Genomic DNA, 23,598 nt, shown 5'->3' with positions numbered 1-23,598 from the left:
ATAAAAAGCGTAAAAAATGCCTGATTCCTATCAGTTGATTCGATTGGTTGCTGGCGTTTTGACTTTTACTTCGTCGCCTAACTGCATGACGTCAAAGCAATTGGCTGGAACTGAGCGCCGATTCCGGCGACCATGGCGCCTTCGCCAAAACCAACCTCATCGCTGGAGTCCGCGTGCCGCAACAAACGCCTGATCTGCCCCCCGAGCTGCGCCCGATAAACGAAATGCCCTGGCTCAAACGCCTTGCCGCGCGGTTGTTTGGCCATGGCCTCACGCGCCTGCGTGCGCAGCATCGGTTTTCGTGGCTGCACGGTCAGGCCGATGGGTTCCGCAGCGGGCATGAGGCGGGTGTGGAGTATGGTTATCGCGAGGGCAAGGCCGACGGTATAGAGCAAGGTCGGCAGGTGTTGCTGATCCGCGACTTTCGCCCTGATGAGCACCGTGCACCGGGTGTGGACGACAGTTTGTTCGACGACTGGCGCCTGCCACTCACCGCCGAGGTGAAGAAGCGCATGAAGGCTGATGTGGCGCGCTTGCTGCCGGCCCATGCACAGCCAAGTGCCGCGCAATGGAAGATGATCTTCAGCGACACACCCTCGACCTCAGTGATTGCGGGCGCGGGTGCTGGCAAGTCCACCTCGCTGGTGCTGCGCATACTGCTGCTGACCCATTACTTGGGCTTTGAGCTGAGCTCGATGACCGTGGTGACGTTCACCCGCGAGTCGCGCAAGGACTTCATCAACAAGCTCATGGAAATTCTCGGCCTGTGGGGCCAACCCCTTGGCTTCAAAGACGCTCAGGCGGTGGTGCGCACCTTTCACTCGCGCATTCTGCCGATGGTCCGCAGCCTGCCGGGGTTTGAACGGCTGCAAGCCTTCGAAAACCTCAGCAGCGGTGTCGAGGACGCCGACAGCAACCCATTCGACCTGCGTATCAGCGACGCCCAGCGCCAACAGATGAATGCCTGTTATCACCGGCTGCATGGCCGCCATGAGCGCTTTCGCGAGCTGATTACCCCGTTGGCGCGTCACGGCCTGCAACTCAAGGAGTTGGAGCGCGATCACCCGGACGTACAGAAGCGGGTGGCCGTGACCGAACTGGCAGCCAAGCGCGATGAAGAACTCTGCGATGTGATCGAGGACCTGTGGTTTCGCGCTGGCGCCTGGCCGATCAAGGGCATTGAGCCCAGCCGCCAGACGTTCGAAATCAACGGCGCGCAGTTTCATTGCCACGGTTATATCCCGGAATTGGATGCCTGGGTCATGCTGGGTTTCGATTCGCGGGAAAATGCCCAGGTCAGTCGCCCAAACGCGAAACTATCGGTACGCGCGGAGTGGGCGGTAAAGCGCACCCTGTTTCAAGCTTTCTGCCGTAAGCCTTTGATATGGATAGATAGTTACGAGTCATCAAAGCGCCTTTTAAGCAGCCTTGCCGGTGACGCCGCCGCCGGGCCCGGTTTTGATTACAAGGTCAAAGGTGAGCTGTCGTCGGCGCCGCTGTTGGACAGTTTTGTCATGGCGGCCGGGTTTATCGAGAACCTCGGGTTGGACGTACCGACGGCTGTTGGCCAAATGAGCTTCGCCAAGGACGACCCGGACCGGTTCTTCTTTGAAGCCCTGAGTATTTTCTGGAAGGCCCTGGAAGACCACCTGCTGGATCAATCCCCGCCGATCATGACCTACAACCGGATGTTCTCGCTGTTCGGCGAAAACACCCCGGAAAACCTCAAGTTGCTCAGCGACCCGCTGCTGCGGCCGATGTCGCACCTGATGATTGATGAGTTTCAGGATGTCTCACCGCAGATCGTCTCCTGGCTGCGGGCCAGCCTGCGCGAGATCCGTAGCCGAGGCCCGGCGATGCACGTGGGCCGTGGCGCACAACGCTCGTCCTTGTTGTGCGTGGGCGATGACTGGCAGTCGATTTATGGTTGGCGCGGTAGCTCGCCCAAGTATTTTATGGCGTTCAACAAGGAATTCCCGTCGCCGAGCACCACCCGCGTGATGCTCAGTGAGAATTACCGCAGCCATCAGCACATCATCGACGCCGCCGAGCATATCGTGCGTGCCGCACCGGCGATCCCCGGCAAGAAGGCCAAAGCCAGTGGCGAACCCAAAACAACGGTGCCTGTTGCGGTGCTGGAGCGGGACGATGCTGCGTTGGGTCGCCGGTTGCTGGAGCACTATCAAAAAGGCGAATCAGTGTTAATGCTTTATCGAAAAAGTAGCGATAAGTTACTGATTCAAGAGCATATTCAGTCGGTAGTTAATGTGGATTCTAGTTTGCCGCCGCACGCGCGCCGCTTGAAGCAACTGACCTATCACAGCGCCAAAGGCCTGCAAGCGGATGCGGTATTCCTGCTTGGGGATTGCCAACACGTTACGAGTTCGCCCTACAAGAACCAGGTCTACCGCATGGCGGGCCTGGGCAATGAGGGTGACAGCGAGCCGTATGACGCTGCACAAAAAGACGAAGTGCTGCGTCTGGCCTATGTCGGGATTACCCGTGCGGTGAGCCATTGCTATTGGTATGTGGAGAAGCCGGAAGGCCAGGGCGTGAATGTGCCCCGGGCGTCAGAGCGAGTCGACGGCAGAAAAGCGTTTTTTGACGATCTGCGTAATCAGTAGATACACGCAATCCTCCTGTGGGAGCGGGCAAGCCGACTCCCACAGGCTGATCTCTTCTGTTTGATCGGTGGGTTCAAGCCCGCAAGGACAGCGGTGGCACGAAACTCTCCAGCTCATCCTCTACCGCCTCGATGATTCGCTCCACATCGGCGGCATTCATCACGGTCGCGCAGGGGATGCCGGCAATGGCAATCAATGTTTCGCCCGTGCCACGGTCGAACAGACGGGCGACCATACTGCCAGGGGCGTCCATGCTCCCCTCAAAGCCCACCGGATGAAAATGCCAGCGCATCAGCTGGCACGCGTTGGGGAACGTCACTTTGTTCATGTTGCCCACCTTGTTCATTGAGCGCTTCCTTTAGCTCGCGGCAGGGGGCCAGGACCGTCACTGGTCATGGCATCGACTCACTTCAAAATAGCATCCGTTCGCAAGTCGACGGTGAGTTTTTTGGCCCCGTTCGGCGGTTCTCTTCCGTTAGGTTGATGTAGGTCACGTCCTACTACAAACTAGGCAAAAGGCCACTAGCCAGAAGTTCCGTTTGGCCATTGAAGGGCCCGCTAAAATTGGGCAATCTCAGTCGTTTATCCGTCACCGAGCCTTACATGCCCAACATCGCCCCAGACGATGCTTGCCAAAACACTCACGCCACCGGCGAGCTGGTCTTGCGCCACCATTTGTGTTGGCGGCATCGAGACCTGGATGGCGTCATGTCCTACTATCACCCCGACATCCAGTACCACGACTTCTTCCAGAACCGCGTCGTCGGTTACGCCGAGTTGCGTGATTACCTGCAAGCCAGCATGCCCCGTGGCGCCGATGAGGCGATTGAGCACACCGACCGTATCCGCGCCGACGGTGACACTGCATTTATTCAGTACCGCATTACTTTGCGTGGCGGGCAGGGCCTGGTGTCGTTTCGCACCAGCGAAGCGATCACCGTACGCGATGGCCTGATCTGGCGTGTAAACGAGTATGCGTCACTGGTCCACGAGCAGCCCACCCAGGCCATGCGCCCGACGGTCAGCCGCTTGGGCCTGTCCCCCCAGCAATTGGGGCATATGGCCAAAGACCTGCAGCAATACTTCGAACTCAAGCAACCCTACCTGGACCCGGAACTGGATTTGCAGCGGGTGGCCAAGGAAGTTGGCTACAGCCGCAATCAGATTTCTTACCTGCTGAACCAGGTGCTGGGGCAGAGCTTCTACCGCTACGTCAACCAGGCCCGGCTCCAGCATTTGCTGGCCGCGCTGGAGACCGCCGTGCCGCCGATAAAAGTCGATGACCTGGCATTCGCTGCCGGTTTCAACTCGCTGTCGGCGTTCTACAGTGCGTTTCGCCAGCACACTGGCCAATCGCCGAAGGCCTACGTCAAACAAATTTCCCTGCGTGCACGCGCGCAAGACAGCCAATAACACCGCGCTCTAGGATCCAGCCTATCGAAACGAGGTTGGGGAATATGGCATGCCGGCATGGCGCACTATCAGTTTATGGATGGACCAGTTGGACGAGCCGCTGCAAGCACGGCCGTCGCTTGAGCATGACCTGGACGTCAATGTGGCCATTATCGGCGCCGGGTACACCGGCCTGTGGACCGCTTATTACCTGAAACGCCAGGCCCCCGAGTTGAAAATCGCGATAATCGAGGCGCAGACCGCAGGCTTCGGTGCTTCGGGCCGCAACGGCGGCTGGCTGATGGGTAACTTGCTGGGTGAAGACCGCCTGCTGGCCGGGCTTTCACCGCAACAGCGCCGTGCTTCATTTGACCTGCTGCACGGCATCCCCGATGAAGTGGCCCGGGTGCTGGCCCGCGAAGGCATCGACTGCGACTACCGCAAGGGTGGCGCGCTTTACTGCGCCGCGCGTTACCCCGAGCAAGAAGGCAGCCTGCGGCGTTACCTGGACAAGCTCTATGCCCAAGGCCTGACCGAAGCCGATTATCGCTGGCTGGGCCCGCAACAACTGGCCGAACAGATCCGCATCGCCAAGCCCTATGGCGGTATTTATGCGCCCCATGTCGCGACCATCAACCCCGCCAAGCTGGTGCGCGGCCTGGCGAAAGTGGTGGAGGGCATGGGCGTCACCATCTACGAAAACAGCCCGGTCACCCATTGGCAGTCCGGCAGCCTGCGCACCGCGAATGCCAGCGTGCGCGCGGCTTGGGTGGTGCCGGCAGTCGAAGGCTACGCCACTACCTTGCCGCCGTTGGGGCGCTATCAGTTGCCGGTACAAAGCTTGATTGTCGCCACCGAGCCGCTGCCCGCCAGCACCTGGGATGAAATTGGCTTGAGCCATGGCCAGGCGTTCGGCGAGAGCAGTCGGCAGGTCACCTATGGCCAGCGTTCAGCCGATAACCGTTTGGTATTCGGCGCCCGTGGCGGCTACCAGTTCGCCGGTAAGTTGCGCCACAACTTCGACCTGACCGACAGCGAAGTGGAGCTGCGTCGCTACCTGTTTGGCGAACTCTTCCCACAGCTTAAGAACGTAAAGATTACCCACTCCTGGGGCGGCAACCTTGGGATGTCGCGTAACTTCCGACCGCACATGTTGTGCGACCACAAGACCGGCATCGCGCTGTCCGGCGGTTATGGCGGGGAGGGCGTAGGCGCCACCAACCTCGGCGGCCGCACCCTGGCCGATCTGATTCTCGGCCTCGACACACCCTTGACCACGCAGCCCTGGGTGATCCGCGAACGTGGCCTGGACGCGCTCAAAGCCTGGGAGCCCGAGCCATGCCGCTGGCTGGGCTACAACGCGATCATTCGCAGTTTTGTCCATGAAGACCAGGTGTTGGCCAACCCCAGTACCGCGCCTTGGCGCCGCAAGTTGGCGACCGGCGTGGCGGGGTTCATGGAAAGTTTCATGCACTAAGACGTTTCACTCACACGAGAAGCCCCATGAGCATCACTCAATTCAAAGACGCGCTGAATGCCCACTTGCCGGACTCATCACCTGTGGCCGTGCCCTTGGGCGAGCCCATCGCCGTGGCCTCGACCTTGAGCGTAGAGCGTAACGACGGCGTCGAAACCGGCATCTGGGCATGCACGCCAGGGCGCTGGCGTCGGCAGATCAAATCCCAGGAGTTTTGCCACTTTATCCAGGGCCGCTGCACCTTCACCCCCGACAACGGTGAAGTCGTCCACCTACAAGCCGGCGATGCACTGATGTTGCCGGCCAACAGCACCGGGGTCTGGGATATCCAGGAAACCGTGCGCAAGACCTACGTACTGATGCTGCAAGCGCCCAGCTGCAAGCCTCAAGACTAAAAGCTTACAGCTTGCAGCTGAACGCTTGCAGCTGCCTTTTGTTCTCCTGCCATAAAAACAGCCCTAAAACCGCCAGGAAATCGAACCATGAAAGCCATTGCCCTGTTGCCCTTGATGTTGGTGGCCTCTATCAGCCAAGCCGCCGAGACGGTGAAGATCTACAACTGGTCGGACTACATCGCACCGGACACCACCAAGAACTTCCAGAAAGAAACCGGCATCGGTTTCACCTACGACGTGTACGACAGCAACGAAACCCTCGATGGTAAGTTGATGACCGGCAAATCCGGCTACGACGTGGTGTTCCCGTCCAACCATTTCATGGCCCGGCAGATCCAGGGCGGCGCCCTGAAAAAGCTCGACAAGCGCCAGCTGCCCAACTGGAAAAACCTCAACCCGGTGTTGCTCAAGGCCCTGGAGAACAACGACCCGGGCAATACCCATGGCTTCCCGTACCTGTGGGGCAGCACCGGCATTGGCTACAACATCGACAAGGTCAAGGCGGTACTGGGCGACAACGCGCCGGTGGACTCCTGGGATTTGATCTTCAAGCCCGAAAACATGGCCAAGTTGCAGAAGTGCGGGGTCGCGATCCTCGACAACGGCCCGGAACTGCTGCCGGCCGCGCTCAACTACCTGGGCTTGCCGCACCACAGCAAGAAGGCCGAGGACTACAAGAAGGCCGAAGACCTGCTGATGAAAGTGCGGCCGTATGTGGCGTATTTCCACTCCTCGAAATACACCGCCGACCTGGCCAATGGCGATATTTGCGTGGCCGTCGGGTTCTCCGGCGACATCCTGCAGGCCGAAAGCCGCGCCAAGGAAGCCAAGAACGGCGTGAACATTGGCTACAGCATTCCCAAGGAAGGCGCGGCCATCTGGTTCGACATGGTCGCCATGCCCGCCGATGCGCCTGACGAAAAAGCCGGTTATGCGTTCATGAACTACCTGCTGCGCCCGGACGTGATGGCCAGCATCACCAACTACGTGCGCTACGCCAACGGCAACGCGGCGGCCGATAGCCTGGTGGACCCGGCGATCAAAGCCGACACCAAGGTGTACCCGAGCCCGGAAATGATGGGCAAGTTGTTCGCGCTGGAGGCGATGCCGCTGAATATCGACCGGATTCGTACGCGGGTGTGGAACACCATTCGTACCGGGCGCTAGGCAGAACGCAGCACCCCTGTGGGAGCAGGTTTGTGTGGGAGGCGGCTTGCTCCCACATTCAGACTGCAAAGGGGCCAAAGATCAGGGGTTTTCCAGGTCATGCCCCAGCGACTGGATAAACAACGAAAACAGTTCCGGCTGTGACGAAACATCCAGCTTCGCGTACAGGTGGCGCCGGTGCACCTTCACGGTGTCCGGCGAGATCTTCAGGCGCTCGGCCATGGCTTTGGACGAAAAACCGCGCAGTACCAGGCGCGCGACTTCCAGTTCGCGTTCCGAGAGTACGCCGCTGCCGAAATGGCTCAGCGCATCCCTGATCTGGCTGTCCATGGCCGGCGCGCGCAGGGTACTTTGCTGCCAATGCTGCTGCATCAACGGCAGCACCCATGCCGCCAGCATGGCCATCAGCCCGGTTTCTTCAACGCTGAACCGCCGTTGCATGCCCAGCGATAACGACAAGGTGCCCATTCCCGGCAATTGCAGAATGAACTGCACCTCGTCCTCCAGCACGTTGTCGTGGAAGTAGTTGAGGAAGTATTCACTCTGGCGAAAATGGTCCGGTGCCACTTCCTCCGGGCGGTACACGCCGCTGGCGTAGCCCTCGCGACAGGCCTGGTAAAACGGGTCGAGCAAATACAAACCATTGAGGTACACCAGCATCGACGCTGGTTTGCTGCTGGGCTGGGCGTCGTATTCTTCCAGGGCCTGGGGCGGGCCGCCTTTGGGATAGAAAATCGCTAACGCGTTATCGAACGGCAGGCATTGGTGCAGCAACAACACCAGCTGTTTCCAGAACCGCTCGGTGCCGATGTGCGCGACGGTACGCCCCAAACCGGCGTGCATGCCGACCTCTCTGAACAGGCTCATGTAACAGGCTCCCGCCATCAAAAGATCGGCCAAGGGTTCGGCTTTTAACGAGTACCGTCAAGGGGAGTACGCCAATAGGGGAATTGGCCGACATAAACACAGCGTTTACCTTTGCCACTGTCCAGTGGGAAACATATCCCGCAAAAGCCCGACTTTTCGTTTCTGCCTCCTACCAAAAACAACGACAGAGGATAACGATATGAGTGCTTCCCCCGCGCCAGATGGCGTGCTCAAGCCAACGCTGAGCGTTTTCGATGTGGTGGCCATTACGGTTTCGGCGGTCACGCCGGCCAGTTCCGTGTTTGTGATTGCGCCCTTTGCCATCCAGCAAGCGGGCAGTGGTGTATTCCTGGCGTTTGTGATGGCTGCGGTGCTCGCCCTGATGTTCGCGTTCTGTTACGCCGAACTGGGCCGGGCGCACAACAGCGCCGGGGGTGAATACGTGTATGCCAAGCGGGTATTTGGCGGTATGGCGGGTTATGCCACGTTTCTGACGGTATTGGTGATGTTGCTGTTTATCCCGCCGGTACTGGCGACGGGGGCGGCGACTTACCTGAACAACGCCCTGGGCACGAGATTCGATTCGCAAACCGTGGCCCTGGTGATTGTGGTGTGCAGCTACGCCTTGGGCATCCTCAATATCAAGCTCAATGCCTGGATCACCGGCACCTGCCTGCTGTTGGAAGTGGCGGCGTTGCTGGTCATCGTGTTTATCGGCTTCGGTAACCCGGTGCAGCCCGCCAGCGTGTTGTTTCAACCGCAGATCGTCGAAAACGGCGTGCTGCACCTGGCGCCTTGGGCGTTGGTGATCGGTGCGGTGGGTATCGGCCTGTTCTCGTTCAATGGTTACGGCCCGGCCGTCTTGCTCGCCGAGGACATGAAGTGCGGTGGTAAAGGCGTGCACAAGGCGGTGTTGTGGTCGCTGGGCCTGGTGGTGGTGATCGAGCTGGTGCCTATCACCGCGCTGTTGATCGGCGCGCCGTCGCTGAGTGCGATGATCAGCAGCCCGGACCCGATTGGTTATTTGCTGACCAGCCATGGCAATGAAACCTTATCCCGACTGGTCAGCGCGGGGATCTTCCTGTCGGTGTTCAACGCAATCGTCGCCATCGTTATTCAGATTGGTCGCGTGGTGTTCAGCAGTGGCCGCGATGCCTTGTGGACGCCGCGCATCAACACACTGTTCACACGCATTCACCCGCGCTGGGATTCGCCGTGGCTGGCGACATTGTTCCTGGCCATTCCCTCGGCGCTGCTGAGCTTCAGCTCCAACCTGGCGGACCTCACTTCGTTCAGCGTGTTGCTGATCATGCTGGTGTACCTGGTGGTGGCGATGAGCGCGCTGATGAGCCGGGTGCTGCTGCGTGATCGCGAACATCCCTATCGCATGCCGTTGTGGCCGCTGCCGGCGCTGTTGGCGGTGCTGGGCGCGGGTTATCTGCTGGTGACCCTGGTTGCACAAGCGTCCGTGCGCGACATCATGATTATCATCGGCTTGCTGGCCTTGTCGGTGATTTTGTATTGCATCAGTGGCCGGTCGAGTCCGGCGTTTCAGAAATTGTAAGGAGTGGGTATGCGTGCACGTCAATTGGGCATCACGTTGGGGCTGGGTACGCCTGGCGAATTGAATGCTATCACCGATGTTCCAGGCGTCCGGGTCGGCCACAGTACGCTCAAGACCCGTATCGACGGCAAGCAAGTGCGCACTGGCGTCACCGTGATCCAGCCGCGCGCCGGGGAGGCGCGGCACCAGCCGTGTTTTGCCGGCTACCACGTGCTCAATGGCAATGGCGACGCCACCGGCCTTGAGTGGATCAGCGAGGCCGGGTTGTTGACCACGCCAATGGCCATCACCAACACCCATAGCATCGGTATCGTGCGTGACACCTTGATCGCCCTGGAGCGCGAGCGCCTGGCGGACCCGGCGGTGTACTGGTGCATGCCGGTCGTCATGGAAACCTACGATGGCCTGCTCAACGACATCTGGGGCCAACACGTCAAACCCGAGCATGTGCGCCAGGCGCTGGACACTGCCGAGAGCGGCCCGGTGCAGGAGGGCGCGGTGGGCGGCGGCACCGGCATGATCTGCCATGAGTTCAAGGGCGGCATCGGCACGGCGTCCCGACGTTTGCCTGAAGCGCAAGGCGGCTGGACCGTCGGTGTATTGGTGCAGGCCAACCATGGCAAACGCCAGGAACTGCGCGTGGATGGCTACCCGGTGGGCCGCCAGTTGATGGGCATTGCTTCACCGTTCGCCGAGCGGGGCACGCCGGGCATGGGCTCGATCGTGGTGATTATCGCCACTGACGCGCCGCTGCTGCCCCATCAATGCAAGCGCTTGGCGCAGCGCGCCTCCATCGGCATTGCCCGCACCGGTGGCGGCACCGAGGACTCCAGTGGCGACCTGTTCTTGGCCTTCGCCACCGGCAATCACGCGCTACCGCCGGCGGATTACGCGCGCAAGGACCTGCCGCTGAGCACCGTGTTGCGCATGGTCAATAACGACCATATTTCGCCGCTGTTCAGCGCTGCGGCCGAGGCGGTGGAGGAGGCGATCATCAATGCCATGCTGGCCGGCGAGGACATGACCACGGATGACGGCGTCCAGGTGCCTGGGTTGGCGGGCGAGACGTTATTGGAGGCATTAGGCAAGTCGGGTTGGGGTGTGTCCCGGTAATAGGGGACAACGTTAATTAAATAGTCTAAGTAATGGCTCTTTAATGTCGCCAATGACACCGTGACAATATATTGGATCCATTATTCAAGTGCGCCGCTCAACTAGAGCGGCGTTTCGTCTATTTAATATTTAAATAACAGTGGCTGGCAATTTGCCGCACAACAGCAATGCCGCCCAATAAATGCTACGCGCGACTTCTTTAAGTTGAATCTGCGTCACATTTTCAGTTCAGAAATATTTGTAGACGAAAGATTTCAAGTTGTGTCAGTTTCGATACGCCTTCAAAAGAGGCGAGTGATAGGACGATCTCGCCCGCGAGGTTCCTATCGACCAAAGACTGATGCACTTGCAAACAAGGAAGTACGTTTATGTCAAAAGTAAAAGACAAAGCTATTGTTTCTGCCGCGCAAGCCAGCACTGCTTACTCGCAAATCGATAGCTTTAGCCATTTATACGACCGTGGCGGCAACCTCACGGTTAATGGCAAACCGTCCTATTCCGTGGACCAGGCAGCCACCCAGCTGCTGCGTGATGGCGCCGCGTATCGGGATTTTGATGGCAACGGCAAGATTGATCTGACTTACACCTTCCTCACCTCGGCTTCCTCGGCCACCATGAACAAACATGGCATCTCCGGGTTCAGCCAGTTCAACACCCAGCAGAAAGCACAGGCCGCACTGGCCATGCAATCCTGGTCGGATGTTGCCAACGTGACCTTTAGCGAAAAGGCCTCGGGCGGTGACGCACACATGACCTTCGGCAACTACAGCGGTGGCCAGGACGGCGCGGCGGCGTTCGCTTACCTGCCCGGCACCGGCGCAGGCTACGACGGCACTTCGTGGTACCTGACCAACAACAGCTACACGCCGAATAAGACGCCGGACCTGAATAACTATGGCCGGCAGACCCTGACCCACGAAATCGGCCACACCCTGGGCCTGGCTCACCCTGGCGACTACAACGCCGGGAATGGCAACCCGACCTATAACGACGCGACCTATGGACAGGACACGCGCGGCTACAGCGTCATGAGTTACTGGAGCGAGAGCAACACCAACCAGAACTTCAGTAAAGGCGGCGTCGAAGCTTATTCTTCGGGCCCGCTGATCGACGACATTGCCGCGATCCAGAAGCTCTATGGTGCCAACTACAGCACCCGCGCCGGCGACACCACCTACGGTTTCAACTCCAACACCGGGCGTGACTTCTATAGCGCCACCTCCAACGCCGACAAGCTGGTGTTTTCGGTATGGGACGGTGGCGGCAACGACACCCTGGACTTCTCCGGTTTCACCCAGAACCAGAAGATCAACCTCAATGAGGCCTCGTTCTCCGACGTTGGCGGCCTGGTGGGCAACGTATCCATCGCCAAGGGCGTTACCGTCGAGAACGCGTTCGGTGGTTCGGGCAACGACCTGATCATTGGTAACAACGCAGCCAACCTCATCAAAGGCGGTGCCGGCAACGACATCATCTACGGTGGTGGCGGTGCGGACCAACTGTGGGGCGGCGCCGGCAACGACACCTTCGTGTTCGGTGCCAGTTCCGATTCCAAGCCGGGTGCGGCAGACAAGATCTTTGACTTCACCTCCGGTTCGGACAAGATCGACCTGTCCGGTATCACCAAAGGTGCAGGCTTGACCTTCGTCAACGCGTTCTCCGGGCATGCCGGCGACGCAGTGCTGAGTTATGCCTCGGGCACCAACCTGGGCACCTTGGCCGTGGACTTCTCCGGGCACGGCGTGGCGGATTTCCTCGTCACCACCGTTGGCCAGGCAGCGGTCAGCGACATCGTAGCGTGATGTAAAGCGCGCGGCGCTTCGGCGCCGCGCTCTAGGATGGAGCGAAAGATGCCGCGTTTTTCTCATTTGATCGCCTGTGCTTCACAGGTGTTGTTCGTTTCGGCAGGAGCCCATGTAATGGCGAGCAGTCTTGTTTTACCCTCCACCGCGCAATTGGCCGGCCATTGGCAGTTACACCAGCAGGATCGGGTGTGCGCGCTGGACTTGCTGGAACAGGCCAATGCCCTGGCCGGTGATGTCGGCTGTGTCACCGCATGGCTGGGCGAGAAACCCCTGACCTGGACGCCCACCCCGGATGGTATCTGGCTGATGAATGCCGAAGGCACGGGCATTACCCATTTAAACCGCCAGAAAGAAGGCGAATATAAAGGGCGCACACCGTCCGGCACGGAAGTTGTACTGCAACGAAGACCTTAGTTAAAAGTTATAAGCATATAACTCGATTTTTATAGTTGGCCGCCCTTATTAAGGGTTTGGGCAACTATTGCGCGTCATTCGCTCACGGAAGATAAGAAGATATGGCGAAGTCCCATGCGGTTGCGCCCTTATTCAGGGCGTTGGGTGAATACAAGAGTATTTTGATCAGCATCGGCTGCTTCACGGCGTTGATTAACCTGTTGATGCTGGTGCCGTCGATTTACATGCTGCAAGTGTATGACCGTGTACTGTCCTCCCAGAATGAAACCACCTTGGTGATGTTGACGCTGATGGTCGTGGGCTTCTTTGCCTTTATCGGCACCCTGGAAGTCGTGCGCAGTTTTATCGTGATCCGTATCGGTAGCCAGCTGGAGCGGCGTTTCAACTTGCGCGTGTACAAGGCTGCGTTTGAACGCAACCTGCAGCGGGGCCAGGGGCATGCCGGGCAATCTCTCGGCGATTTGACGGTTATCCGGCAGTTCATCACCGGGCCGGCGCTGTTCGCGTTCTTCGATGCGCCGTGGTTTCCCATCTATCTGTTCGTGATTTTCCTGTTCAACGTGTGGCTCGGCGTGCTGGCCACTGCGGGCGCGGTGCTGCTGATCGCGCTGGCGTGCCTGAATGAATACCTGACCAAAAAGCCGTTGGGCGAGGCGGGTGCGTTCTCCCAGCAGTCCACGCAGTTGGCGACCAGCCATTTGCACAACGCCGAAACGATCCAGGCCATGGGCATGCTCGGCGCGTTGCGCAAACGCTGGTTTGCCGTGCATTCGCAATTTCTCGGCTATCAGAACACGGCCAGCGATACCGGCTCGGTGATCACCTCGCTGAGCAAGTCCCTGCGTCTGTGCCTGCAATCGTTGGTGCTGGGCCTGGGCGCATTTTTGGTGATCAAGGGCGAGATGACCGCCGGGATGATGATCGCCGGCTCCATCCTCATGGGCCGCGTGCTCAGCCCCATCGACCAGTTGATTGCGGTGTGGAAGCAGTGGAGTTCGGCCAAGCTGGCCTACCAGCGGCTTGACGAGTTGCTGCGTGAATTCCCGCCGGAAGTTGAGCAGATGGCGTTGCCGGCCCCCAAGGGCCAGGTCAGTTTCGAGCAAGTCAGCGCAGGCCCGCCGGGGCGGCGCATGGCGACCTTGCATCAAGTCAGCTTCAGCCTCGGCGCGGGCGAAGTGCTGGGCGTGCTCGGCGCGTCGGGTTCGGGCAAATCCACCCTGGCCCGCGTGCTGGTGGGCGTGTGGCCAACCCTGGCCGGCACCGTGCGCCTGGACGGCGCGGATATTCATCGCTGGGACCGCGACGACCTTGGCCCGCATATCGGTTACTTGCCCCAGGACATCGAACTGTTCAGCGGCAGCATCGCCGACAACATCGCACGCTTTCGCGACGCCGACCCGGAACTCGTGGTCAAAGCCGCGCAACAAGCCGGTGTACATGAACTGATCCTGCGCCTGCCCCAAGGCTACGACACCGTGCTGGGCGACAACGGCGGCGGCCTCTCCGGTGGCCAGAAACAACGCGTGGCGCTGGCGCGTGCGCTGTACGGCGGCCCGCGCTTGATCGTGCTGGATGAGCCCAACTCCAACCTCGACACCGTCGGCGAAGCGGCCTTGGCCAGCGCCATCGTGCAGATGAAAGCCCAGGGCAGCAGCGTTGTGCTGGTGACTCACCGTTCCTCGGCGTTGGCCCAGGCCGACAAGTTACTGGTGCTCAACGAAGGGCGCCTGCAGGCGTTCGGGCCGAGCCAGGAAGTGCTGCGCGCCTTGTCGGGCCAGCAGGAAGCACCCCGCGAAAAGGCCGGCGTGAGCCTCAGCCGTCAGTACCAAGCCGGAAGGAATCCAGGCGCATGAGCAGCCTTATTGTTGAACCCCGTTTTGAACAGCGTGACGCCGGTTTCTTTGTCCGTATGGGCTGGTTGCTGACCCTGGTCGGCGCCGGTGGTTTTTTCCTCTGGGCCAGCCTGGCGCCGCTGGACCAGGGCATTCCGGTGCAAGGCACGGTGGTGGTGTCGGGCAAGCGCAAGGCGGTGCAAACCTTCAGCCCCGGCGTGGTCAGCCGGATCCTGGTGAAGGAAGGCGAACTGGTCAAACAGGGCCAGCCGCTGTTTCGCCTCGACCAGACCCAGAACCAGGCCGACGTGCAATCCCTGCAAGCCCAGTACAGCATGGCCTGGGCCAGCGTGGCGCGCTGGCAGAGTGAGCGTGACAACCGTTCCAGCATTACCTTTCCTGCCGAGTTGAGCGCCAACCCTGATCCAGCGTTGGCGCTCGTTCTGGAAGGCCAGCGCCAACTGTTCAGCAGCCGTCGCGAAGCCTTTGCCCGCGAACAAGCCGGTATCCGCGCGAACATTGACGGCGCTACCTCACAGCTGAGCGGCATGCGTCGCGCCCGCAGCGACCTGACCGCCCAGGCGCAATCGCTGCGTGACCAACTGAGCAACCTGCAACCGTTGGCCGACAACGGCTACATCCCGCGTAACCGGCTAATGGAATACCAGCGCCAACTGTCCCAGGTTCAGCAAGACCTCGCCCAGAACACCGGCGAAAGCGGGCGTGTGGAGCAGGGCATCCTGGAGTCGCGCCTCAAGTTGCAGCAACACAGCGAGGAATATCAAAAGGAAGTACGCAGCCAACTGGCCGACGCGCAACTGCGCAGCCTGACCCTGGAGCAACAGCTCACCTCAGCCGGCTTCAACCTGCAACACAGCGAAATCAATGCGCCGGCCGATGGCATTGCGGTCAACCTCGGCGTGCACACCGAAGGTGCCGTGGTGCGTGCGGGCGAGACCCTGCTGGAAATCGTGCCGCAAGGCACGCGCCTGGAAGTCGAAGGGCACTTGCCGGTGCACCTGGTGGACAAGGTCGGTACGCACTTGCCGGTCGATATTCTCTTCACCGCCTTCAACCAGAGCCGCACGCCGCGGGTACCGGGGGAAGTCAGCCTGATCTCCGCCGACCAGATGCTCGATGAAAAAACCGGCGCGCCGTACTACGTGCTGCGCACCACTGTGAGCGAGGTGGCGCTGGCGAAGCTGCATGGCCTGGTGATCAAGCCGGGCATGCCCGCCGAGATGTTCGTGCGCACCGGCGAGCGCTCGTTGCTCAATTACCTGTTCAAGCCGCTGCTCGATCGCGCCGGCTCCGCGTTGACCGAGGAATGAGCATGAAGCCTGTGTTCCTCGCCTTGCTATTGAGCTGCACCGGTGCCCAAGCCGCCATGGGCCCGTTTGATGTCTACGAGCAGGCCCTGCGCAACGACCCGGTGTTTCTGGGTGCCATCAAGGAGCGCGACGCCGGCCTGGAAAACCGCACCATCGGTCGCGCCGGGCTGCTGCCGAGGCTGTCGTACAACTACAACAAGGGCCGCAACAACTCCAAAGCCACCTTGCCCGACGGGCGCGGCGGTAATTACCACGACAACCGTAACTACGACAGCTATGGCTCGACGTTCAGCCTGCAGCAGCCGCTGTTTGACTACGAAGCCTATGCCAACTACCGCAAGGGCGTGGCCCAGTCGCTGTTTGCCGATGAAAGCTTTCGCGACAAGAGCCAGGCGCTGCTGGTGCGGGTGCTGAGCTATTACACCCAGGCACTGTTTGCCCAGGACCAGATTGACATTGCCCGCGCCAAAAAGAAGGCCTTCGAGCAGCAGTTCCAGCAGAACCAGCACCTGTTCCAACAGGGCGAGGGCACTCGCACCGACATCCTCGAAGCCGAATCCCGTTACGAGCTGGCCACCGCCGAAGAAATCCAGGCGCTGGACGAACAAGACGCGTCGTTACGCGAGCTGGGTGCGTTGATCGGCGTGCAGAGCGTCAACATCAATGACCTGGCGCCACTGAACCAAAGCTTTGCCGCTTTCACGTTGACCCCGGCCAACTACGACACCTGGCATGAACTGGCGATCAGCAATAACCCCACGCTGGCCTCCCAGCGCCAGGCCGTGGAAGTGGCGCGTTATGAAGTGGAGCGCAACCGCGCCGGGCATCTGCCGAAGATCACCGCGTATGCCAGTTCACGCCAGCAAGAATCCGACAGCGGCAACACCTACAACCAGCGCTACGACACCAACACCATCGGCGTCGAAGTGAGCATGCCGCTGTATGCCGGTGGCGGCATCTCGGCCTCTACCCGTCAGGCCAGTCGCAGCATGGAACAGGCCGAGTACGAGCTGGAAGGCAAAACCCGCGAAACCCTGATTGAGCTGCGTCGCCAGTTCAGCGCCTGCCTGTCGGGGGTGAGCAAATTGCGCGCCTATCAAAAGGCCCTGACGTCGGCCGAGGCGCTGGTGGTGTCGACCAAGCAAAGCATCCTCGGCGGCGAGCGGGTCAACCTCGACGCGTTGAACGCCGAGCAGCAGTTGTACAGCACCCGTCGCGACCTGGCCCAGGCCCGGTATGACTACCTGATGGCCTGGACCAAATTGCACTACTACGCGGGCAACTTGCGCGACACCGACCTTGCGAAAGTCGATGAGGCCTTCGGCCCTGTGAAATGAGCACATATAAAAACAATAAGGATGGTTTAGATGATCACCGATTCACCGCGTTTCAAACCGTTTACCGCAGGCTCCTTGCTCCTGTTGTCCGTTGCGGCACAGGCGGCCTATACCGAGACCGGCCAACCCGGTAACCCTGCCAGTTGGCGTTCCGCCGAATTCCAGAGCGACTGGGGCCTGGGTCGCATGAAGGCGGATGAAGCCTATGCCGCCGGCATCACCGGCAACGGGGTCAAGGTCGGTGCGCTGGACTCAGGCTTCGATCCCAATCACCCCGAGGCTTCCAAAGACCGCTATCACGCCGTCACCGCCACAGGCACCTACGTCGATGGCAGCCCGTTCAGCACCACCGGTGCGCTCAACCCCAATAACGACTCCCACGGCACCCATGTCACCGGCACCATGGGCGCCGCCCGTGATGGCACCGGCATGCACGGCGTGGCCTATAACGCGCAAATCTATGTGGGCAATACCAACGCCAACGACAGCTTCCTGTTTGGCCCGACCCCGGACCCCAAGTATTTCAAGGCGGTGTACAGCGCGTTGGTGGATTCCGGTGTGCGGGCCATCAACAACAGTTGGGGCAGCCAGCCCAAGGACGTCAGCTACCAAACCCTCGGCGACCTGCATGCGGCCTACGCCCAGCATTACAACCAGGGCACGTGGCTGGATGCGGCGGCGGACGTGGCAAAGGCCGGCGTTATCAACGTGTTCAGTGCCGGTAACAGCGGTTATGCGAACGCGAGCGTGCGTTCGGCCTTGCCGTATTTCCAGCCGGAACTGGAAGGCCACTGGTTGGCCGTGTCGGGTTTGGACAAGGCGAATAACCAGAAATACAACAAGTGCGGGATCGCCAAATACTGGTGCATTTCCACACCGGGCGCGCTGATCAACAGCACCGTTCCCGATGGCGGTTATGGGGTGAAATCCGGCACCTCGATGTCGGCGCCCCATGCCACGGGCGCGCTGGCGCTGGTCATGGAACGCTACCCGTACATGACCAATGAGCAAGCGTTGCAGGTGCTGTTGACCACCGCCACGCAGCTCGACGGTTCGCTCACCCAGGCACCCAACACCACTGTGGGCTGGGGCGTGCCAGACCTCGGCCGGGCAATGCACGGGCCGGGGCAATTGCTTGGCCCGATGAATGTCAGCCTGGCCGCCGGGCAGGGTGATGTCTGGAGCAATGCAATCTCCGATCAGGCCTTGCTCCAGCGCCAGGCCGAGGACCGCGCCGAGCACAGCGCCTGGCAGCAAACCCTGGTCGACAAGGGCTGGCAAAATGGTGTGGGCGCGACCGCCAGCCAGCAGGACAAGACCGATTACGCCGTTGGCAACGCCCGCGACCAGGCCGCTGCAAACCGGGTATATGAAGGCAGCCTGATCAAATCCGGTGCCGGCAGCCTGGTACTCAGCGGCGACAGCACCTACCGTGGCGCGACCACCGTTAATGGGGGGTTGTTGGCCGTGAATGGCGCGTTGACCTCGGCCGTGACCGTCAACACCAGCGGCACACTCGGCGGTTCCGGGCGTATCGGCGCCTTGTCGGTGAACAGCGGCGGCACGGTGGCACCGGGCAATTCCGTGGGCACTTTGCAGGTGGCCGGCGATGTGAACCTGGGCGCGGGCTCCACGTATGCGGTGGAACTGACCCCCACCAGCAGCGACCGCATTGTCGCGGGCGGCAAGGCCGTGCTGGGCGGCGGCACCGTAACCCTGGCGCTGGAAAACAGCCCGACGTTACTCAGCCAGAACCAGGTGCACAGCCTGATTGGCCGTCAATACACCATCCTCCAGGCTGCAGGTGGCATCCAGGGCCAGTTTGGCCAGGTGCTGCCCAACTACGTGTTCCTCGGCGGCACACTCGACTACGCCGCCAATGGCGTGCAGTTGGACGTGGGGCGCAACAACGCCACATTCGCCAGCGTCGCCGCCACCCGTAACCAGCGCAACGTTGCGGCCGCCGCCGAGCAACTCGGCGCCGGTAACCCGGTGTACGAGAGCGTGTTGTTGTCGGACTCGGTCGCCACCGCGCACCAAGGCTTGCAGCAACTGTCCGGTGAAATCTACCCGGCGATTGGCGCGATGCTGATCAACGACAGCCTGCAACTGCGCGACGCCGTCGGCGAGCGCCTGCGCCATGTGCCGGTGAACGGTGAAAGCAACCTGTGGCTCAAGGCGCTCGGCGCCTGGGGCAAGACCGACAGCCGCAGCGAAACGGCTGGCGCCAACACCTCGATCGGCGGCCTGCTGGCCGGTGTCGACGGTGCACTCGACGAGCAGACCCGCGTGGGTGTGGTTGCCGGCTACAGCGACAGCTCGCTGAATATGGGCAGCGGCACGCATTCGTCGGCGTCCATCGACAGTTACCACTTCGGCGCGTATGCCGGGCGTGAATTGGGCGACTGGCGCGTCAGCGTCGGCGGTGCCTACAGCTGGCATCGCGGCGATGTGAAGCGTGAGCTGCAATACGGCGAAGTCAGCGGCAAGCAAAAGACCAAACTAGACGCGCGCACGGCCCAGCTGTTCACCGAAGCCGCGTACCGCATTCACCTGCAACCGCTGGCGCTGGAGCCGTTCGCCAACCTGGCCTACGTGCACCTGGACAGTGACTCTTTCCACGAAAAAGGCGATGCCGCAGCGCTTGAGCGTGGCAGTGATCGGCGCGATGCCGTGCTCAGCACCCTTGGTGTGCGGGCGCTGAAAACCCTGCCTCTGAATGACCATCAGCAGCTTGAACTCTCCGGCTCCCTGGGCTGGCAACACAGCCTGACGGCGGTTGATTCCGAAGAACATTTGGCGTTTGTCGCAGGCGGGCCTTCATTTGGCGTGCGCAGTTCGCCGTTGCTGCGCGATGCCGCACTGGTCGGTGTGCAGGCCAGCCTCGCGCTGAGCCCGACCACACGGGTCAACCTGGATTACAACGGCCAGTTGGGTGGCCGTGAGAAAACCCAGGGCGTGGGGCTGAGCCTGAACTGGCAGTTCTAGAGGGCAGCGCAGGTCAGAAGGTGGGAGCGGGCGTGCTCGCGAAGACGGTGGGTCAGTGATGAATGCGACGACTGATACACCGCTTTCGCGAGCAAGCCCGCTCCCACACTGGCACTGCGGCGCTGAAGAAAAGTGATTCACATACTGGCAATAAGAAAACTAAGGAAGGTCACCGTGAAAAAACACAAGTCAGGGTTAATTACCGCCACTTACACAGGCCCGGGCTATCCGCTCAAGGCCTTGAGCTGCGTGCCATACGGCGCGTTGCTGTGCTGCCTGGCAAGCCTGGGAACCGCCCAGGCCGCACCCTATGTGGAAGCGGGCAAACTGGGCGACGCCGCGAGCTGGCGCAGCAACGAGTTCAAGGCCGATTGGGGCCTGGGCGCCGTGCACGCGGACGCTGCCTACGCCGCCGGCTACACCGGCAAGGGCGTCAAGCTGGGCATCTTCGACCAGCCGGTGTACGCCCAGCACCCGGAATTCGCCAGCCCCGGCAAGGTGGTGACGATTGTCACCGAAGGCATCCGCCAATACACCGACCCGTATATTCCGGTGAAGGCGGGCGATGCGTTCCGTTATGACGGCACGCCGTCCCAGGACTCTAACGGCAAGCTGGGTAACCATGGCACCCACGTCGGCGGCATTGCCGCCGGTAACCGTGACGGCGGGCCGATGCATGGCGTGGCCTTCAATGCGCAAATCATCAGCGCGGAAAACGGCGACCCGGGGCCGGAAGACGGGATCATCCTCGGCAACGACGGCGCGGTGTACAAGGCAGGCTGGGATGGGCTGGTCGCCAGCGGCGCCCGGATCATCAACAACAGCTGGGGCATCGGCATTGGTGACCAGTACGCCAAGGGCGGTCGCGATCCGGCGTACCCGAACTTCACGGTCAACGAAGCGCAGGCTCAGGTCAATAACATCCGGCCGATCCTCGGCACGCTTGCCGGTGGTGCTTATCAAGGCGCAATCGATGCGGCCCGCAGCGGCGTGCTGACCATCTTTGCCGCCGGTAACGACTACAACCGCAACAACCCGGATGCAATGTCGGGCCTGGCGTACTTTGTGCCGGAGATTGCACCGAACTGGCTGTCGGTAGCCGCCTTGCAGCAAAACCCGGATACCACGAGTCCCAATCCGTATGTGATCAGCACCTTCTCGTCGCGCTGCGGGTATGCGGCGAGCTTCTGTGTGTCGGCGCCGGGCACGAAGATTTTCAGCTCGATCATCAACGGCACCACCCTTGCCAACCTCACCACCGACTGGGCTAACAAAAACGGCACCTCTATGGCTGCGCCCCATGTGGCGGGCGCCGCGGCGGTGCTGATGGAGCGCTTCCCGTACATGAGCGGCGAGCAGGTCTCCACCGTGCTCAAAACCACCGCTACCGACCTCGGCGCGCCGGGCATCGACGCGCTGTACGGCTGGGGCATGATCAACCTGGGCAAGGCGGTTAACGGGCCAGGGATGTTTATTACCGCCGAAGATATCCCGGCTGAGTTCCGTATCGACGGGGCGTATGGCAGCGGGCAGTTTGTCGCGGATTTGCCAGGGATCGGCGCCGTGGTGGATGCCGGCAAACCGACCCAACGCCTGTGCACGGACGTGCATTGCGGGTTGGACGTGTGGAGCAACAATATTTCAGGCCATGGCGGCCTGACCAAGCAGGGCATCGGCACCCTGGTGCTGACCGGCGCTAACACCTACAGCGGCCCGACCCTGGTCAATCAAGGTTTGCTGGCGATCAACGGCTCGGTCACTTCCGACGTGACCGTCGGCCAGAGCGGTGTGCTCGGTGGCTCGGGGCGCATCGGTTCGCTGAGCGCAAAAAGCGGCGGCACCGTGGCACCGGGTAATTCCATCGGCACGCTGAATGTGGCGGGTAATGTCACCTTTGACGCAGGGTCGACCTACGCGGTGGAGTTGTCGCCGACCAGCAGTGACCGAATTGTCGCCGGGGGGACCGCCACGCTCAATGGCGGCACCGTGACCCTGGCCCTGGAAAACAGCCCGACGCTGCTGACCAATGCGCAGGCTGGAAGCTTGATCGGTCGCCAGTACAACATCCTGCAAGCCGCAGGCGGCGTAACCGGCAGTTTCGGTGCGGTAGTGCCGAACTACCTGTTTGTCGGTGGCACCTTGAACTACGCCGCCACCGGCGTGCAACTGGACGTGGCGCGTACCAACAGCTTCGCCAGTGTGGCCGTGACGCCAAACCAGCGTGCTGTGGCGGCTGCGGCCGACCAATTGGGCGCGGGCAATGCGGTGTATGAAAGCCTGTTGCTGGCGCCGACTGCAGCCTCGGCGCAAGGTGCGTTCCAACAGCTCTCCGGCGAAATTTACCCGGCGCTGCAAAGTGCGTTGGTGAATGACAGCCGTTACGTGCGTGAAGCAGTGGGCGAACGCCTGCGCAATGGCGAGATGGGCGCCAGCAGCCAGACCCTCGATAGCCGTGGCAACGTGTGGGTCAAGGCGTTGGGCGCGTGGGGCAAGACGGACAGCCGCAGCGACACGGCGGGCTACACCACGTCACTGGGCGGCATGCTCGCTGGTGTAGACGGCGCGCTGGACGAGGCGACCCGTATCGGCCTGGTCGCCGGCTACAGCGACACCTCGTTGAACATGGGCAACGACACCCATTCCCGGGCTTCGGTCGACAGCTACCACTTCGGCGCGTACGCCGGGCATGAGATCGGTGCCTTGCGCCTGAGCGGTGGTGCGACCTACAGCTGGCATCGCGCCGACGTGAAGCGCGACCTGCAATACGGCGACGTCTCCGGCAAGCAAAAAGTCAAAGTGGATGCGAGCAGCACCCAGGTGTTCGGCGAGGCGGCGTATCGCGTCAACCTGCAACCTTTGGCCCTGGAGCCGTTCGCCAACCTGGCCTACGTGCACCTGGACACCGACGGTTTCACCGAAAAGGGTGATGCCGCTGCGCTGAAAGGTCGCGACGACAGCCGTGATGTGGTGTTGAGCACCTTGGGCATGCGTGCGTTGAAGACCTTCAATGTCAATGACCACCAGCAACTCGAGGTGTCCGGCACGCTGGGCTGGCAGCACAACCTGAGCAGCACCGATTCCGAACAGCACCTGGCGTTTGCCTCGGGCGGTCCGTCGTTTGCGGTGGAAAGTGCACCGATGGTGCGTGATGCGGCATTGGTGGGCGCGCGGGTCAGCCTGGCGTTGAGCAAGGACGCGCGGGTGAACTTTGATTACAACGGCCTGCTCGCCAGCAAGGAAAAAATCCACGGGGTGGGGTTGAGCCTCGACTGGGCGTTCTAAGGGTTTCACA

General features: G+C 61.1%; 16 protein-coding genes. 14 read left to right on the top strand and 2 right to left on the bottom strand.

What is annotated here, in order from left to right; all coding sequences use genetic code 11:
- Nucleotides 1-173 precede the first annotated feature (173 nt).
- The gene (locus tag ACI77D_RS15685; protein ID WP_407016981.1) at nt 174-2,624 is read left to right on the top strand and encodes a UvrD-helicase domain-containing protein; all 2,451 of its coding nucleotides are present in this window, start codon (nt 174-176) and stop codon (nt 2,622-2,624) included.
- Between the two features lie 73 nt (nt 2,625-2,697).
- Here ACI77D_RS15685 and ACI77D_RS15680 read toward each other — a convergent pair whose 3' ends face one another.
- Nucleotides 2,698-2,970, bottom strand: coding sequence for a DUF1652 domain-containing protein (locus ACI77D_RS15680; protein ID WP_064452312.1), 273 nt, complete (start codon nt 2,968-2,970; stop codon nt 2,698-2,700).
- Between the two features lie 257 nt (nt 2,971-3,227).
- Between ACI77D_RS15680 and ACI77D_RS15675 the strand changes: the two genes are divergently transcribed.
- From ACI77D_RS15675 to ACI77D_RS15660, 4 genes are all read left to right on the top strand, one after another.
- Nucleotides 3,228-4,037 (top strand): AraC family transcriptional regulator, encoded by an 810-nt coding sequence (locus tag ACI77D_RS15675; protein WP_064452313.1) that lies wholly within the window; start codon nt 3,228-3,230, stop codon nt 4,035-4,037.
- Between the two features lie 49 nt (nt 4,038-4,086).
- Nucleotides 4,087-5,493, top strand: coding sequence for an NAD(P)/FAD-dependent oxidoreductase (locus tag ACI77D_RS15670; protein WP_407016980.1), 1,407 nt, complete (start codon nt 4,087-4,089; stop codon nt 5,491-5,493).
- Between the two features lie 26 nt (nt 5,494-5,519).
- The gene (locus tag ACI77D_RS15665) at nt 5,520-5,888 is read left to right on the top strand and encodes a cupin domain-containing protein (RefSeq protein ID WP_064452315.1); all 369 of its coding nucleotides are present in this window, start codon (nt 5,520-5,522) and stop codon (nt 5,886-5,888) included.
- A gap of 87 nt (nt 5,889-5,975) precedes the next feature.
- Complete coding sequence (locus ACI77D_RS15660; RefSeq protein WP_064452316.1) at nt 5,976-7,055, top strand: polyamine ABC transporter substrate-binding protein; 1,080 nt, start codon at nt 5,976-5,978, stop codon at nt 7,053-7,055.
- An 81-nt stretch (nt 7,056-7,136) separates the two neighbouring features.
- On the opposite strand, the gene ACI77D_RS15655 is transcribed toward ACI77D_RS15660, so the two are convergent.
- Nucleotides 7,137-7,922 (bottom strand): response regulator transcription factor, encoded by a 786-nt coding sequence (locus ACI77D_RS15655; protein WP_407016979.1) that lies wholly within the window; start codon nt 7,920-7,922, stop codon nt 7,137-7,139.
- Nucleotides 7,923-8,121: 199 nt separating this feature from the next.
- Between ACI77D_RS15655 and ACI77D_RS15650 the strand changes: the two genes are divergently transcribed.
- The 9 genes from ACI77D_RS15650 to ACI77D_RS15610 all read left to right on the top strand — a co-directional run bounded on the left by ACI77D_RS15650 (nt 8,122) and on the right by ACI77D_RS15610 (nt 23,588).
- Nucleotides 8,122-9,486 (top strand): APC family permease, encoded by a 1,365-nt coding sequence (locus ACI77D_RS15650; protein WP_064452318.1) that lies wholly within the window; start codon nt 8,122-8,124, stop codon nt 9,484-9,486.
- A gap of 9 nt (nt 9,487-9,495) precedes the next feature.
- The gene (locus ACI77D_RS15645) at nt 9,496-10,599 is read left to right on the top strand and encodes a P1 family peptidase (RefSeq protein ID WP_407016978.1); all 1,104 of its coding nucleotides are present in this window, start codon (nt 9,496-9,498) and stop codon (nt 10,597-10,599) included.
- 368 nt (nt 10,600-10,967) lie between these two features.
- Nucleotides 10,968-12,401: a serralysin family metalloprotease gene (locus tag ACI77D_RS15640; protein ID WP_064452320.1), complete on the top strand. Its 1,434-nt coding sequence runs from the start codon at nt 10,968-10,970 to the stop codon at nt 12,399-12,401.
- A 48-nt stretch (nt 12,402-12,449) separates the two neighbouring features.
- Nucleotides 12,450-12,818: a protease inhibitor Inh/omp19 family protein gene (locus ACI77D_RS15635; RefSeq protein WP_407016977.1), complete on the top strand. Its 369-nt coding sequence runs from the start codon at nt 12,450-12,452 to the stop codon at nt 12,816-12,818.
- Between the two features lie 101 nt (nt 12,819-12,919).
- On the top strand, nt 12,920-14,671 hold the full coding sequence (locus tag ACI77D_RS15630; protein ID WP_407016975.1) for a type I secretion system permease/ATPase: 1,752 nt from the start codon (nt 12,920-12,922) through the stop codon (nt 14,669-14,671).
- Nucleotides 14,668-15,981: an HlyD family type I secretion periplasmic adaptor subunit gene (locus ACI77D_RS15625; protein ID WP_407016973.1), complete on the top strand. Its 1,314-nt coding sequence runs from the start codon at nt 14,668-14,670 to the stop codon at nt 15,979-15,981. Before ACI77D_RS15630 ends, ACI77D_RS15625 begins: the two co-directional genes overlap by 4 nt.
- Before the next feature lie 2 nt (nt 15,982-15,983).
- Nucleotides 15,984-17,318 (top strand): TolC family outer membrane protein, encoded by a 1,335-nt coding sequence (locus ACI77D_RS15620; RefSeq protein ID WP_407016971.1) that lies wholly within the window; start codon nt 15,984-15,986, stop codon nt 17,316-17,318.
- Nucleotides 17,319-17,348: 30 nt separating this feature from the next.
- A complete protein-coding gene (locus ACI77D_RS15615; RefSeq protein ID WP_407016970.1) occupies nt 17,349-20,306 on the top strand; it encodes an autotransporter domain-containing protein in 2,958 nt (985 codons plus the stop codon).
- Between the two features lie 174 nt (nt 20,307-20,480).
- Entirely contained in the window at nt 20,481-23,588 is a 3,108-nt protein-coding gene (locus ACI77D_RS15610) for an autotransporter domain-containing protein (protein WP_407016969.1), read from the top strand.
- Nucleotides 23,589-23,598: the final 10 nt, after the last annotated feature.

The sequence above is a fragment of the Pseudomonas sp. O39 genome, from assembly GCF_045447295.1.
Classification (GTDB): Bacteria; Pseudomonadota; Gammaproteobacteria; order Pseudomonadales; family Pseudomonadaceae; genus Aquipseudomonas; species Aquipseudomonas antarctica_A.
The sequence above is the reverse complement of the archived record's forward strand: the minus strand, read 5'-3'. Positions and strand labels throughout refer to the sequence as shown.

Coding starts and splice junctions, on each gene's coding strand:
- ACI77D_RS15680 (WP_064452312.1), bottom strand. CDS start 2,970: ATGAACAAGGTGGGCAACATGAACAAAGTGACGTTCCCCAACGCGTGC.
- ACI77D_RS15675 (WP_064452313.1), top strand. CDS start 3,228: ATGCCCAACATCGCCCCAGACGATGCTTGCCAAAACACTCACGCCACC.
- ACI77D_RS15670 (WP_407016980.1), top strand. CDS start 4,087: ATGCCGGCATGGCGCACTATCAGTTTATGGATGGACCAGTTGGACGAG.
- ACI77D_RS15665 (WP_064452315.1), top strand. CDS start 5,520: ATGAGCATCACTCAATTCAAAGACGCGCTGAATGCCCACTTGCCGGAC.
- ACI77D_RS15660 (WP_064452316.1), top strand. CDS start 5,976: ATGAAAGCCATTGCCCTGTTGCCCTTGATGTTGGTGGCCTCTATCAGC.
- ACI77D_RS15655 (WP_407016979.1), bottom strand. CDS start 7,922: ATGAGCCTGTTCAGAGAGGTCGGCATGCACGCCGGTTTGGGGCGTACC.
- ACI77D_RS15650 (WP_064452318.1), top strand. CDS start 8,122: ATGAGTGCTTCCCCCGCGCCAGATGGCGTGCTCAAGCCAACGCTGAGC.
- ACI77D_RS15645 (WP_407016978.1), top strand. CDS start 9,496: ATGCGTGCACGTCAATTGGGCATCACGTTGGGGCTGGGTACGCCTGGC.
- ACI77D_RS15640 (WP_064452320.1), top strand. CDS start 10,968: ATGTCAAAAGTAAAAGACAAAGCTATTGTTTCTGCCGCGCAAGCCAGC.
- ACI77D_RS15635 (WP_407016977.1), top strand. CDS start 12,450: ATGCCGCGTTTTTCTCATTTGATCGCCTGTGCTTCACAGGTGTTGTTC.
- ACI77D_RS15630 (WP_407016975.1), top strand. CDS start 12,920: ATGGCGAAGTCCCATGCGGTTGCGCCCTTATTCAGGGCGTTGGGTGAA.
- ACI77D_RS15625 (WP_407016973.1), top strand. CDS start 14,668: ATGAGCAGCCTTATTGTTGAACCCCGTTTTGAACAGCGTGACGCCGGT.
- ACI77D_RS15620 (WP_407016971.1), top strand. CDS start 15,984: ATGAAGCCTGTGTTCCTCGCCTTGCTATTGAGCTGCACCGGTGCCCAA.
- ACI77D_RS15615 (WP_407016970.1), top strand. CDS start 17,349: ATGATCACCGATTCACCGCGTTTCAAACCGTTTACCGCAGGCTCCTTG.